Origin of the sequence: Methanofollis sp. (genome assembly GCF_028702905.1) — an archaeon.
GTDB lineage: Archaea > Halobacteriota > Methanomicrobia > Methanomicrobiales > Methanofollaceae > Methanofollis.
Genome location: NZ_JAQVNX010000012.1, coordinates 1 through 13,991, shown reverse-complemented (window position 1 = coordinate 13,991; position 13,991 = coordinate 1). Strand labels below are relative to the sequence as shown.

The window sequence follows — 13,991 nt, the reverse complement described above, 5'->3', positions numbered from 1 at the left end:
CCTGCACGATGCCGATGAGAAGGCGGACGACCGTGCGCTCCGGAAGGCCTGGCGGGAGATTCTCGCTGACCCCCGCCCGGACCCATCTCTTCATTCTCGGATACGGAGGCTCACAGAAAAACAGGAATATTTGCACCGGCGGTAGAGCCGCCGGAGTTTTTGTTACGCTCCCTCAAAGATCTCCGGTTCAAGACCTTCCAGCCTATCTACCATGATCTCATAATCCTCGACGGACTTCGGCGCATCGGTCTTCGACTGCACATGCAGAGTCCGGTGAACCTTCGCGGAGGAATACTGCCCGCTCTTGGAATTGTGTTTCCACCAGAACACCCTGCACACCTCCATACTGCCCTCCGGACGGGCCGATGAACTGTCGTTCTCGAACAGAGTAATTAGAGCCTTACGGATACTCTCCGCATCTTCCGTTGAAAATCCGTTTTTTTCTGCGAGCTGGCAGTTGATGCTTCCGTAAAAAACATACATCCCGAAGTCCACGCGGTACTTCATGCCCATTGTATCCGACGCCTTCTTCGCACCAGACACGCTGTTCACGCTCTTCGTAATCTGCAGAGCCGTCACATCTATTGAATTCACACTGAATGCCGGATGAACCGAAACCGGGCCACGAATACCGATGGACGCATCATCCCCCTTAAAGGCGAACACTTGGCCGAAACTTCGGACATCAAGCCACTCACTACAGGCAATCTCCTTTGCCTTCTCCACATTTTTCTTCTTAATGGCATCGGCAAATGGCTTACAGGCATCCGCCCGCTCCTTCAAACTCTTAAAGCCATCATCACTGCGGTCATCGGACTTCACAAAAACCGGTTGCCCCATATCCTGCATTCGGTTCCGGACCTTTCGTTTCAGACACACATCCGAGATCTCACCGCATCCGTCATAATTTTCGCGCGGTCGGTTTCCATTCAGTGGATCACCGTTCGGGTTGGCATTCTTCACCGACACAACAACTGCGAAATCAATCTTGTTTTCAAGTTTTGTCATACGTGTTACTCTCCATTATCTTTCGTACTTTCTGCCTTCTTCGCTTTCATCATCTGATATTCCGCCTCAAACTGATTCAGCTGACTCTGATACCCAAGAAGATACGTAGGACCAAGCGACTCGCCGGTAAACCCGCCAGAACTCTGCAATGCATCCATCACAGAATTCATACCGGCCTCACATCGGTTTCCGAAAAATTCCGGCCCTTTGGTTCTGAACCTGCTCATATACGGGAGAAGTTTCTGATACACAAGATCCCACGTCTTATCGGGGTGTTTTCGGAACTGTAGCATAAACCGCTCCGCATTCGTCTGTCGCGCATCGGCCCCGCCCAGATATAACGAGTATTCCTCAATCTTTCTTGCATAGGCAAGCAATCGGCCAAACAGGTAACTGCGGTCAGTTTCCGTCAAATTCAACTCCACACTCCATACCTCCCTATACTCTTCCAGACTCGTTCGCTCATTCATCTTGTCGTTGTAATACTTCCGGATTAACGCACAGGCAACTCCGAGGGCCTGGTTGAACTCCCACTTCTCCATCGCAAACGGACGTGAAGCCTGCATCGAAGATGCCTCTACAAGATCCCAGGGTAGAGGTTTCCCATCGACGATACAGGGTAGTAACCGCTCCACCGTCGCTTTTTTGAGTTTTTCGTTCAGCCTGGAACCATATGTTGCAACTGCGATATCAGCAGGAGATGGAGCACCACGGAACCGGATCCATCTGTCCTTTCCCTCATTGTCCCGACAACTCCGAAAAAGCGGATACCAAGTGCATGTCGTGTGCCACCGCAGGATCCGTTTTAGAAACTCCGATCCCGTCAGCTCGCGGTAAAAGGTGAGGGATAGACGTCCCTGCAACCCGTTCGTGGAATCGAGGCCCATGACCGCCATGTTGGAACTGTCATTCAGTTCCGCTGAATAGCCTGCAACCGCCTTATTCAGACGGGACGCAAACTCCTCCCGGGTGTCGGGAATCGCATCCGGAACAGACATCTGATCGCTCCAGAGATCAACGCTGTCCCCACAGATCGGCGGGAGCGGTTCATCCCTCGTGCCCCAGGCAACGATCACCTGGTCCCCGTTGCGGTATCCCTGCTTTGCGATCAACCACTTCAGAGCGTTCACCGACTTCTGGGATGCCTCGTAACTCAGCGTCACCGCCTGGTCTGGGGAGACGAACCTCCCTCTGAACGTAAATCCGGTATCATCGTTGGAAGAAATGATCTTTGCCCGGTCGCCTGCATTCCGGATCTTTCCTGCACTCTTGCGGGAGACCGGAACGTCCGTCTTCCCGGTAACGCAACAGGTCCCGATATTCTGAAATGTGTGCATATAATACGCGATGAACCGCTCCCGGACCTCTTCGTTCATCCAGACACGGGAGTCGGGCATACTGGGTATCTCAACACAGAACCTGACAAATGCATCGGCCGGATGAACCGTCTGCCGAAACAGCAGCGGCTTCTCTTCATCAGTGCCTGTCCACTTCTCCAAAATCCCGCCGGATTCGGATAGATAAAGCACCTTCTCCGAAACCAGATCGGCTATCATCGTTCTCTTTAGAACATACGACAACACTGCCCGAATCATCGGGTGCGAATACGGTGAGTCGCACCACTGCTGCAGATTTTTTTTATATTCATCAAACCCACCCTCCTTGCCCGGAACATACGCGGCATGGTCTCCTGCCACGTATTGAAGTTTGTCAAACAACGGATGCGGCCCAGGTCCGCTTGTTCTGTTCGCCGAGTCCTCAGTGCAGGGGATGATCGTAACAGCATCGTCCTTGTCCAATGCCCGTGCCGACCGGAATCTGCCGTCTGCATCGAGGACAATCTCGATCTGGGCATACTGCGTTGTGTGCCCGATCGGAAGCAGACTCTTCTCCGTATCTGCCTTCAGCACGCCGACGCTGCAGTTGTCGTACGTCTCGCAGAGTCGGGAGATCCAGGTCACTGCATCCCCTCCTCGATAGGATCAAAATTTTCTCCCGGAACAAACTTCTTCGGGCGCTGGGATTTGATCTCACGGATGACCGGACACTCCTCAGGACGAATGAACTCAACAACCCCATGCCGCATCACTGGGTACCACATGCGGGCGGATAGTTTTCCATCGCCGCTCTCATCTGGATAGGTGAACCCGTGAAACATCAGTCCGAACGCGAGTTCGGGACAATCGTCGTAGGCTCCTTCTCCTTCTCCCCATGTACGGGGCTCGACATACCCCTGGCATTCGCGTGTCCCAAGAAAGATGTCCCGTCTTCCTCCCCGAGCGATCATCCGCGTCGCCATAGCGTAATGCTTGTTTTCATTCCGGTCGCATGCAAGTTCGGGCCGGTGTTGGTTCCACTCAAAGTGGGCCTTCACCTGATACTCCACATCCGCGAGGTAGGTGTAGATCGAGAGATCGTTTCCACCCTGATACTTGATCGGACGGATTCCCTTCGATTGGGTCTGAATCATCTTCATCACCCTGATGGAGTCGATCACCCACATGATCGTCGGTTTCCAGTAGACGCTCTCCAGAATCCCCTTCAGTGCCTGGTACGTGGGGATCTGGTAACTGAACTTTTCGCCGCCGACTCGGGTCAGTGGATCGGTGAACAGAGCGAACTTTCCGAAAACACGGAACTCAACATTATTTGGATACTCCACGTTCTTTTGCCGCCCTCCGTTTTTTCTTTAGAGGATAACGGGCTCAGTATCTGGGAGCGGGGTAATTCCGTATTCAGAAGAGTAATACATATCAGCAAGTGCTAGAACGCCGGTATCCCCGATCGGATATATCCCGTTATCCATTGATAGAACTTCACTTTTAAAAAGGTTTACTGAAAACTGTTGCGCCCCTTTCAAGAGTTCTGCCGTTGCAGGAAGGTGAGATGTTTTTGCTAGATCTTCTATGACCTCCTTGCCTCTTTCGAACGGCACGAGAACGCTTACGGTGTCTTGATCGATCACCGCAAACTGACCTCCGCTTGAGGCAAACGCCTGGCAGAACGGATAGCCCGGACGGTGCCCGAAACGGTTCGCATATGCCGTCACTCCCGTTTTATTCAGGGATAGAAGGTCGAAGAGCGTAACGTCGGTTGCAAATTCTGAGTTTCTCTTGGAAACCGGGTACTGCATCTCTTTCTTCTGCACCTCGTAGTAGTAGAGATAATATCTCGCCAGTGCCTTCGGTGAGAGGAGATCGTGGTCAAACTGTCCAGGATCCTCTGCGTACTCACGCAGAACCCGCTCCGTCTGCAGTTGGCCTCTTCTGATCTCAGGTAGATGAGAAAGGTTCTCCTCGGAACTGTTGATGATAAACACATCACGGCACGCATCTTCGCCGTGTCGGTTGCACCTTCCGGCCGCCTGGGCAATGCTGTCGAGCCCTGCAAGGGATCGGACTACGCAATCAAAAGAGATGTCGATACCCGCTTCGATGAGTTGAGTACTGACGCAGATCACCGGTCTTCGATCTTCGAGATCTTCATCCAACTGTTCAAGTTTTGCCCTGCGGTGCGCCGGACAGAGTGCAGTGCTCAGGTAATAGAAGAGGGAGCAGGATGGATACCGGCGCTTGAGCGCAGCATACAGGTTCTTTGCCGCCTTCTTGGTATTCATAATGACCAGGACGCTGGTATTAGTCCGCTGCTTCTCAACAACAAAATCAGCAAGCGTCAATGCTGAGTAGCCGCCGGGAATACGGGCGTCATGGATGGTTGTTCGCCGGAACTTCCCAAACATCCCTTCATAGTCCGGAACAAGGTTTTCAGGCGAGGAACATCTCACGGGCACCCCGACGTTTGAGCCGGGCTGGGTTGCGGTGCAGAGAATGATTGTTGCGCCGCAGATCTCGGCAAGGAAGTTCAATGCCGCATTGAACATATCGAGACATTTGATCGGGATCGTCTGGACCTCGTCGAAGATTATGATGCTGTTTGCAAGGTTATGCATCCTCCGGACACACTGGGTCTTCCCGAGGAACAACGTGTTCAAAAACTGTACTGTAGTTGTCAGGATGATCGGCGCATCCCACCTTTCGGTAAGCAGGCTGCGCCGATCCCCTTCGTCCAGCTCGGTGAGGGTATCCTTTTTCGGATCCTGAATCTTGTCCTCTTCAGGATCTTGAATCAGGTTGGAGTGGTGTTCAAGGATGACCCGATCCTTTTTGAGGCTTTTGTGGACAACGTCCGCATTCTGATCGATGATGGTAGTGAAGGGGATTGCATAGATGATCCTGCGTTTTTTGTGGAGGTCCGCATGCCGCAGGGCGTAACGGAGACTTGCAAGCGTTTTCCCCCCACCGGTCGGGACACAGAGCCGGTAGATCCCTCCGGGATGCACGGCAACCCGTCTACAGGTATCCGAGATCTCGGCTCGGAGGCGATCGATCTCCCGGTCTTTTCGCATCTCTGTGCTGAGATACTGTTCGAGGTTGTCTGCAAGTTCCTGCCAGGTTGTTTCGAGTTCGTAGTCCGGGTCCTGCGTCTGCAGTCCTGCCTTAAAACAGTAGGTATCGTATCGATCGGCATCGATGACACAACTGAGGAGATATCGTGCAAAAAGGGCGAAATGGAAGGGTTTTTCCTGGTTGATGTCCTGACGACGGAGGATCGGTTCGAGAATCTGCCTTGTCTCCTCGACAGCTTTGTGGAAGAGGGCATCCAGATTCTCTGTTGTGATGCACTCGGTTTCAAGGTTTGTTATGCTCTCGTCGTATCCAATGTCTTTGTCCGGGTACAGGCGTGAGTGAAACCGGTCCAGCCCGTTGGTATCGATACAGTCGATGAGACCGCTGTGATGGGAGCAGACAGCAAGGGAGATTAGCTGAGCTGTGCAGACCTGATAGACGTCTGTGGACTTCCCATATTTTTCAAAGATGTACCTGGCTCCTGCGGAGGTGTGATTGATCTTTCCCCGGAGGTGTTTATCGCCGGAGCGGAGATATGCCTGAAACTCTTGTTTTGCTTTTCCTGCATCATGGATCCGGCCGCAGAGTTCTGCAAGATGGGGACATCCGATCACCCCGCCGTATGTCTTGCAGAGAGTTGAGACGGTTGAACCGTGTTCCAGCAGTGTCTGTTCTCTATTGGTCTTAGAATCGTAGTGGGCAAGACTCATGGGGGGGTTCCTCATGGGATAGATTATTATGCTGCAACTTATAATGGTGCTTCGTCGGGTCACGAATCCTCATGAATCTGACGATTATCTCATGCTCAGCGGCATGCAGCATTTTACATTCTGTAGACGATAGCGGCGCTCATCCATATCGAGCAGTTGGGGGAGGAGAACATGCTTACCTTCGGTGGCGGGCAGATGCACTGAAATGCGGACGAACCCCTTCTTCGCGGAGAGTTGGGCGATGTGCTGATCTCGCGGAGTGTGCCTCTGGTCTCCCACACGCTGAAGGTGTACAGGATTGCAGACGCGGTGGAGTACCATCGTTCGGATACCATGAAAAGGTTACCAACCAGCGCAACGATTTCCTGCACAAACTCGTCTTTCGAGTCGTGAGCGAGAACCAAGCCATTGCAGTAGAGTTGTTGAATGTTGGTGGGATGATGAAGAACCATCATCTAGCGCAGGGTATTGGAGACGTTTCATGGAGCACGTTCTTCACGATGTAAGAGTATAAGTGCCGGAAGTACGGGAAGACGCTACTGAAGATCGGGAGATTCGATCCCTCCTCGAAAATCTGTAATCGGTGTGGGTACCTCAATCGGGATCTCACTCTCTCAGACAGGGAATGGATCTGCCCGGACTGCGGCACTCATCATGACCGCGACATCAACGCGGCGATCACTATCAAGAAGTTTGCCCTGCAAGAGCAGAACCTTGTCGGGGTATCAGGTGCGGAACGCGCCGTTGAGCCTGCGGACTCGCCTCAGTAGAGGGAGGATGAAGCAGGAAGCCACGCCCAACAGGCGCTTGGTAGTTCACTCGGTTCCGTGATTGGAGTTGTGCCGCTCAAGTTCGAGTTCCCGCAGCACGTTCCTCCGGATCTTTCCTGAGATCGTCTTCGGGAGTTCGTCCACGAACTCGATGGCCCGCGGGTACTTGTACGGGGCGGTCGTCCGCTTCACGTACTTCTGGATGTCCTTGATCAGGGCCTCAGATGGTTCGAAGCCGGGCGCGAGGATGACGAAGGCCTTGACGATCATGCCCCTGATGACGTCGGGCGACCCGACGACCGCGCACTCCTGCACGGCCGGGTGTTCCATCAGGGCCGACTCCACCTCGAAGGGGCCGATCCGATACCCCGAACTCTTGATCACGTCGTCGTCACGGCCGACAAACCAGAAGTAGCCGTCCTCGTCCATATAGGCCTTGTCGCCGGTATAATACCAGCCGTCCCTGAAGGACTCCCTGTTGGCGTCGGGGTTGCCGACATACTCCATGAACATGCCGGGCGGCCTCGGCTCGCTCCAGATGGCGATCCGACCTTCCTCGCCGACCGGGGTCGGCTGGCCGTTCTCGTCATGGAGCTCGATCTTCCAGCCGGGCACAGGTTTGCCCATGGACCCGAACTTCGGCTCCATGTCCAGGAGGGTGCCGATGCAGAGCACCGTCTCGGTCTGGCCGTAGCCTTCATAGATCGTCTGCCCTGTTCCCTTCTTCCACACCCTGATGATCTCCGGGTTCAGGGGTTCCCCGGCGCTCACACAGTGGCGCAGCTGGGAGAGGTCGAACTTATCGAGGTCGGCGAGTATGAGCATGCGGTACACTGTCGGAGGGGCGCAGAAACTCGTCACCTCGTACTTCTCCAGCACAGGGAGGAGTTCGGTCGCCTTGAACTTGCCGCGGATGTCGTAGACCAGCGTGCAGGCCCCCCGCACCCAGGGCCCGAAGAACTTGCCCCAGGCGCACTTGCCCCAGCCCGTATCCGCAAGGGTGAAGTGGAGGTCGTTCGGCCCGATGCCAAGCCAGTATTTCCCGGTGATCACATGGCCGATCGGATAGGCCTGGTTGTGCATGACCATCTTCGGCTCGCCGGTCGTGCCGGAGGAGAAGAAGATGAGCATCGGGTCGGACGACTTCGTCCTCTTCATGCCCGGGAGCTGGACAAGGGTGGTGGAGGCAGGTGCCGGATAGGTGAGTTCGATAGGATAACTGAGCCATCCCGGGATCTCCCCGTCCACCACGAAGCGGGAGACGAGAGTGGGGCATTCGCTGCAGATCTCGTCGACCTTCCAGGAGTTCTCGACGTCGGTGATGACCATCTTGAACTTCCCGGCATTCACCCGGTACTTGAGGTCTTTCGGAGTCAACATCGTTGGGGAGGGGCAGAAAATGGCGCCGAGCTTAATGGCTGCAATAGCAAAGATCCACCACTCGGGTATGCGGTGGAGCATAATCATGACCCGGTCCCCCTTGTTAATCCCGTACTTCAGGAGCATGTTCGCCACCTGGTTCGAGAGGTTCATCAGGTGGCGGAAGGTGAAGTCCTTCTCGTGCCCTTCCTGATCGGTCCAGATCATCGCAAGACGGTTGCGATCTTTCTTTGCCCACATATCGACGACGTCAAAGCCGAAGTTGAAGTACTCCGGCACCTCCTCCAGATAGGAGGAGAGGACGTCCTCGGGATCCATTTTTGTATGCTCGGCGTCGTGCATAACGATATATCAATGGGGGTACGGGGTAGATATAGTGCACGATACTTTTTGGACGGTGGTGGAAGTCACATTCAGGGGTCGGGCAGAACAGGGAGGGGATCGTGCCGGAAGTCTTTGTCAGGGCCAATATGCTTGAATACGCGCGGAAAATTCGAAACTGGATTTCGGGGAGAAATTGTTCTGGGTCAGGGGCTTGCCGCGGGTAGAGAGTTTGGGGACGGCAGCGGACCCGTACCCACTCCACCCGGTCGGAAAGATATATCAAACGGAGCCCAAAAAAGGAAAACAAAAAAAAGATGACGAGAGACCTGTGCCGTCAGGCATCCGGGCCTTCGTCCGCGTGGTTGTTCTCGTACCTCTTCATCTCGAGCATCTTCAGTTCTTTCCGCTTGATCTTCCCGGAGATCGTCTTCGGGAGATCGTCCACGAACTCGATGGCCCGCGGGTACTTGTACGGGGCGGTCGTCCTCTTCACATGCTTCTGGAGTTCCTTGACCAGCGCCTCCGAGGGCTTGTACCCGGCATTCAGCACCACGAAAGCCTTGACAAGGAGGCCGCGGATGAGGTCCGGGGACCCGACGACCGCACATTCCTGGACGGCCGGATGCTCCATCAGGGCCGACTCCACCTCGAAGGGGCCGATCCTGTAGCCCGAACTCTTGATCACGTCGTCGTCGCGGCCCACAAACCAGAAGTAACCGTCCTCGTCAAAGTAGGCGCGGTCGCCGGTGTAGTAGAAGCCGTTCTGGAAGGACTCCGCGTTCGCCTCCTTGTTGTCGAGGTACTCGACGATCAGGCCGGGCGGCCGCGGTTTGAGGGAGATGGCGATCCGGCCCTCCTCGAATGCTTCGCAGGGCGTGCCGTTCTCGTCATGGAGTTCCACATGCCAGCCGGGCGAGGGTTTGCCCATAGAGCCGAGTTTCGGCTCCATGCACGGGAAGGTGGCGATCGCACAGACCGTCTCGGTCTGGCCGTAGCCCTCCCTGATGGTGAGGCCTGTCCCTTCCTGCCAGATCCTGATCACTTCCGGGTTCAGGGGTTCGCCCGCGCTCGTGCAGTGGCGGAGTTCGCGGAGGTCGTACTTCTTGAGGTCTGCCAGGATCAGCATCCTGTAGATCGTCGGCGGGGCACAGAAAGTGGTGACCTCGTACTTCTCCAGGAGAGGCAGGATCTCGGTCGCCGAGAACTTGCCGCGGATATCGTAGACGAAGATGGCGGCACCGCAGATCCACTGCCCGAAGATCTTGCCCCAGCCGCACTTCGCCCACCCCGTGTCGGAGAGGGTGAGGTGGAGGTCGTGCTCGGTGAGGTCGTGCCAGAACTTCGCGGTGACGATGTGGCCGAGGGGATGGGCATTGTTGTGCAGCACCATCTTCGGCTCGCCGGTCGTGCCCGACGTGAAGTAGATGAGCATCGGATCGGTGGCCCGTGTCTTCTTCGCAACCGGCATCGAGACCGTGCGGTGCGAGACCGGAGCCGGGTAGATCAGTTCGTACGGGAAGTTGGCCCAGCCCTCGAGTTCGCCGTCCACCAGGAAGCGGACCTGGAGAGAGGGGCACTCCCTGCAGATCTCCTCAATCTTCCAGGAATTTTCGAGATCGGTGATGACCATCTTGAAGTTCCCGGCATTGATCCGGTACTCGAGGTCCTTCGGCGTGAGGAGGGAGGGACATGGACAGTATACAGCGCCGAGCTTGATCAGAGCAATGACAAAGATCCACCACTCGGGGATCCGCGGGAGGAGGAGGAGTACGCGGTCACCCTTGTTAATCCCGTATTTGAGAAGGATATTCGCCGCCTGGTTCGAGAGGTTCATCATGTCGCGATAGGTGAACTTCCTCTCGCTGCCTTTCTGGTCAACCCAGATCATGGCCAGGCGGTTGCGGTCTTTTTTAGCCCATGCGTCAATGACGTCGTAGCCGAAATTGAAGAATTCCGGGACGTCGATTTTAAAATTCGCATAGGTTTCTTCGTAGTTCTCCATGTTATGCTCTGCCATGGGATCTGTCCGTATAGGTATGGTGCGTCACGGTTTTTTAATCTGTCCGGTACCTCTGCCTACCTGTCCGCCACCTCCGGAAACCGTATGTCTCCCGGCCCCTGCCGACAGGTCAGGGAACGGCGGATACGCGAGGTTCCGCGCAATGCATAAATAGAGGCGCTGGGAGATAGCGCGGTACGGGAGGGAGAGCCATGCCGTACAGGTGGATAAGCAGGAAAGATGTTGATGAAGCAATCGTCGTCATCATGAACACGATGGAGGAAGAGGAGGTCTTCCCCGAATGGCTCAGGAGAACGATACAGGCGGCAATTGACGACTCCGATCCGGAGTATGTCAGGTACTTCTACGACGAGGTGAAGAGGTTCGCTCCTGTGTCCCTCAAACTCTTCGGGGAGACGCCGGTGGTGTGATGGGCGCACGGCCGGGGCCGGATCACCCCTGCCCCGGTCTCGGTCCCGGCGAGGGCGCCGATATCGCCCTGCACGACGGAAATATCAGGGCTTGCTATTTTTTCCCCCGGGTGAAGGGGGGTGCTCGACAAAATACCGTAGAAGCGTCTTTGTCATCTGCGTCCCGAGAGACGGTTTTGTCCCTTCGAGCCAGAGGAAGAACCCGGCCATATGCGGCGTGCGCCTGCTCTCGTACTTGAAACCGCCGTTTTTCGAGGGGACCATCTTGTAATATTCCTTCTTATTTTTCGACCTGAAGTAGAGGATCGGCCGGCAGTCGGGAAGGTTGACCGCAAGGATCACCTTGGAGAAGTCCTTCATGATGGCCTCGAAGGTGAGCGCCTCGCCCTTCATCGTGACCTCGGTGCGCTGACAGAGCAGACGGATCGACGGGGGATAGAGCGCACCGAAGACGATCTTTTTGACGATCGGCGGGATCTCGTCGGGTCCGGTCAGTGCTTCGAGGGGGACGTCCGCGGCCATCTGTTCAAGGAGCCGTTCCCTTCTCTCGTCATGGAGTTGACGGTAGTCGAAGGGCCGTTTCTGCCTGATGTCAGCGAGGTGGAGGAGTTTCGGGTGGGCGATCGGTTTTCTCGGCCGATAGCGGATCTCACGCGGGTTGAGCACGCTTTTGATCTCCTCGCAGGACGCCGTCGTGATCAGGACAGAGTCGGGTTCCTTCATCAACCTCTGGATGATGGAGTTCCGCGAGATGTCCACAGACGAGACCAGGATGAAGGGGACGATGGGCTGGCCGAAAAGATAGCCGATGAGCCGTTTTTTAAAGATGATCTCCTGTTCGAATTCCTTCAGGTCGGTGGGGGAGGTGACGATCTCGCCGAAGGCGACGGTGTTCTCCCGGTCGACAAGAAGGAAATCGACCTCGGCGAGGTCCTGGCCGTTGCCCCTGACCTTGATGTCGCCATAGTTCGAGTAGAAGGTGCCGTTCTGGTCCTGTGAGATCTTCTGCCTGACATAGGGGGCATCGGCCCCTTTCCGCACGACGCCCTTGATCAGGTCGCAGTCGGAGGCCACCTCGATCATCATCTCGTAGATGAGCCCCTCGTACCACCGCCCTTCGGCGGTCCGCATCATGGATATGTCTTCAGAAAACAGGTTTTTTTTCTCAGATTTGCGGAGATGACGCGTTGCTTTGAGGGCAAGTGTCCGTGTCGGCTTGACCGTATTGAAATGTGTCCGCAGCCACTCGATCATCTCCAGCCCGTTATTCAATGCCATTGGATGTCCTGTCTTTCGTTGTTTTGATCGTTCGGAGAGTAAATACGTTATGAATGGTCAGCGAGTTTTTCTTTTTCAAGAACCATAACCCTGCGGGTAAGGCTCTTGTGGACCCTCTGTTCATGGAACTGCAGTACGGTGAAATATTGTTCGGCGATCGGCCTGATGTCGCGGTGGGTGATGACGACGGCCCTCTTTCCTTCCTTGAGTACCCGCCTGATTTCCGTGAAGGCGCCTTCGTAGAGTTTGTTGAGGGTTTCAGCCTTGATGCAGACCGACTGGCCGTACGGGAAGTCTGTCACGACGGCATCGACCGACGACGACCTGAGGGGGAGGGCGGTGGCGTCCGCGAGCATGAGGGCGGCGGCAGGGACGTTCAGGCGCGAGCCGCGGATCATGAGAGGGTCGAAGTCGCTCCCGATTGTCCGCACGCCGATCATCTCCCCTTCGAGGAGCATGCCGCCTGTGCCGCAGAAGGGGTCGCACATCACCTCGCCGGGAGAGAGGAGGGAGAGGTTCACCATCGTGCGCGCCATTCTCGGCATCATGACGCCGGGGTGGAAGAAGGGCCGGGTTGCCGGGCCCCTGCTCTCGTAGGTGCTCCGGAGACCGTCCAGAATGACGCGGCCGAAGTAGCACCTGTCCCCCGAGATCACGGCCCTGTAGACCTCTTCGGGTGACCGCAGGGAGACGGGGCCCCGGATGTGGCTCCCGATGAGCCTTTCCAGGTCGAGCTGGGAGGGGTATTCGCCGGGGCCGGGGATGACCTTCACCCGCGCCGCAAAGGGGCGGTCGGTGGTGAGGGCGAGGTCGTCGAGGAGGGCCTCCAGCGCCGGAGCGGTGGGAGCGCACTCGCCGAGATATTCCATGACCGTATGGGTGAGGGCGAGGCGGGCCGTCGCCGCCGGGTCCGGGCACTCTGCCACCGCGATCTGGGGGTGCCTGTCGGTGATCCGGCCCACGCATTCCAGTTCGGCAAAGGGGAGGGTTGGGTGCTCTCCTGAGAGTTCAAAGAGCAGTTTCATGACCACCCATTAATAGGGGATTCTCAGATATATAGGGGCGTGCGAGGGCATATGACCACATCACGAAAGCAAAGGCACATTATTCGGTCAAATCCGGCATCCACAGTGAATATGAACTTTTTTTCGGAGCACCATGGCATCTGAGGAGAGAGAACCGATCTGGGCCGGGACGCCTCCCTTCTTCCGCCCGGAGTTCGAGGAGGCGTTCCAGTTCATCATCAGGGATTACACTGTCCGCGAGCGTGAGGTCGCTATCTTCCTCCCCTGTTCGGTCCACAAGCCGTACAGCACGAGCCCGAGCCACCGCCTCTTCGACCGGGTGATCGCCGACGCCATCTCCCCGGAGAGGGTCCATAAGGTGGTCTTCGGCACCTGCGGCGTGGTGCCGCGGGAACTCGAACGGATGTACCCCTATGCCTCGTACAGGTACATGCTCGGCCGCTCTCCCGACCCGGCGGTCCACCGGTCTTTCCTGCGGATCGAGACCGTCCGCGTTGCGGCGTACCTGGAAAAGACCCGCACGACGTACAGGCGCCGGGTGGCCTACTGCCTCGGCGAGTTTCGGGAGGCGATGCGGGCGGCGTCGGCCCGCACCGGCGTGCCTGTCACTCTCGTACCGTCCGACGAGACGATCGCCCGGTGCAGGGACGAGACTTTAAA

The 13,991-nt window shown here is 56.3% G+C and carries 11 protein-coding genes and 1 pseudogene; 4 read left to right on the top strand and 8 right to left on the bottom strand.

The annotated features are described in order from the left end of the window. Window positions 1–162 precede the first annotated feature (162 nt). Genes cas7c through cas3 form a run of 4 tightly spaced genes read right to left on the bottom strand, consistent with a single transcriptional unit; the run spans window position 163 to window position 6,124 of the window. A complete protein-coding gene (gene cas7c, locus PHP59_RS02810; protein WP_300163262.1) occupies window positions 163–1,008 on the bottom strand; it encodes a type I-C CRISPR-associated protein Cas7/Csd2 in 846 nt (281 codons plus the stop codon). A gap of 5 nt (window positions 1,009–1,013) precedes the next feature. Further along, window positions 1,014–2,969 carry a type I-C CRISPR-associated protein Cas8c/Csd1 gene (cas8c, locus tag PHP59_RS02805; protein WP_300163259.1) on the bottom strand — a complete coding sequence of 652 codons (1,956 nt, stop codon included), beginning with the start codon at window positions 2,967–2,969 and terminating at the stop codon, window positions 1,014–1,016. Then, window positions 2,966–3,670, bottom strand: a complete 705-nt coding sequence (gene cas5c, locus PHP59_RS02800) for a type I-C CRISPR-associated protein Cas5c (RefSeq protein ID WP_300163256.1) — start codon at window positions 3,668–3,670, stop codon at window positions 2,966–2,968. Before cas5c ends, cas8c begins: the two co-directional genes overlap by 4 nt. A 27-nt stretch (window positions 3,671–3,697) precedes the next feature. Beyond that, a complete protein-coding gene (gene cas3 / locus PHP59_RS02795) occupies window positions 3,698–6,124 on the bottom strand; it encodes a CRISPR-associated helicase Cas3' (protein ID WP_300163253.1) in 2,427 nt (808 codons plus the stop codon). 71 nt (window positions 6,125–6,195) lie between these two features. On the opposite strand from cas3, the gene PHP59_RS02790 reads away from it, so the two are divergent. Next, window positions 6,196–6,630, top strand: coding sequence for a transposase (locus PHP59_RS02790; RefSeq protein ID WP_300163250.1), 435 nt, complete (start codon window positions 6,196–6,198; stop codon window positions 6,628–6,630). A gap of 12 nt (window positions 6,631–6,642) precedes the next feature. Then, window positions 6,643–6,894 (top strand): annotated as a pseudogene (locus PHP59_RS02785) (zinc ribbon domain-containing protein); the annotation flags it as partial. 45 nt (window positions 6,895–6,939) lie between these two features. Here PHP59_RS02785 and PHP59_RS02780 read toward each other — a convergent pair. Further along, window positions 6,940–8,592 (bottom strand): AMP-binding protein, encoded by a 1,653-nt coding sequence (locus PHP59_RS02780; protein ID WP_300163247.1) that lies wholly within the window; start codon window positions 8,590–8,592, stop codon window positions 6,940–6,942. Window positions 8,593–8,932: 340 nt separating this feature from the next. Next, a complete protein-coding gene (locus PHP59_RS02775; RefSeq protein ID WP_300163244.1) occupies window positions 8,933–10,615 on the bottom strand; it encodes an AMP-binding protein in 1,683 nt (560 codons plus the stop codon). Window positions 10,616–10,809: 194 nt separating this feature from the next. On the opposite strand from PHP59_RS02775, the gene PHP59_RS02770 reads away from it, so the two are divergent. Then, complete coding sequence (locus tag PHP59_RS02770; protein WP_300163241.1) at window positions 10,810–11,028, top strand: hypothetical protein; 219 nt, start codon at window positions 10,810–10,812, stop codon at window positions 11,026–11,028. Between the two features lie 84 nt (window positions 11,029–11,112). Here PHP59_RS02770 and PHP59_RS02765 read toward each other — a convergent pair whose 3' ends face one another. Beyond that, window positions 11,113–12,306: a hypothetical protein gene (locus PHP59_RS02765; protein WP_300163238.1), complete on the bottom strand. Its 1,194-nt coding sequence runs from the start codon at window positions 12,304–12,306 to the stop codon at window positions 11,113–11,115. Between the two features lie 47 nt (window positions 12,307–12,353). Further along, the gene (locus PHP59_RS02760) at window positions 12,354–13,331 is read right to left on the bottom strand and encodes a methyltransferase domain-containing protein (RefSeq protein WP_300163235.1); all 978 of its coding nucleotides are present in this window, start codon (window positions 13,329–13,331) and stop codon (window positions 12,354–12,356) included. A 133-nt stretch (window positions 13,332–13,464) separates the two neighbouring features. Between PHP59_RS02760 and PHP59_RS02755 the strand changes: the two genes are divergently transcribed. Beyond that, window positions 13,465–13,991, top strand: a 527-nt coding sequence (locus PHP59_RS02755; protein ID WP_300163232.1) for a DUF5591 domain-containing protein, incomplete at its 3' end; no start/stop codon positions are given.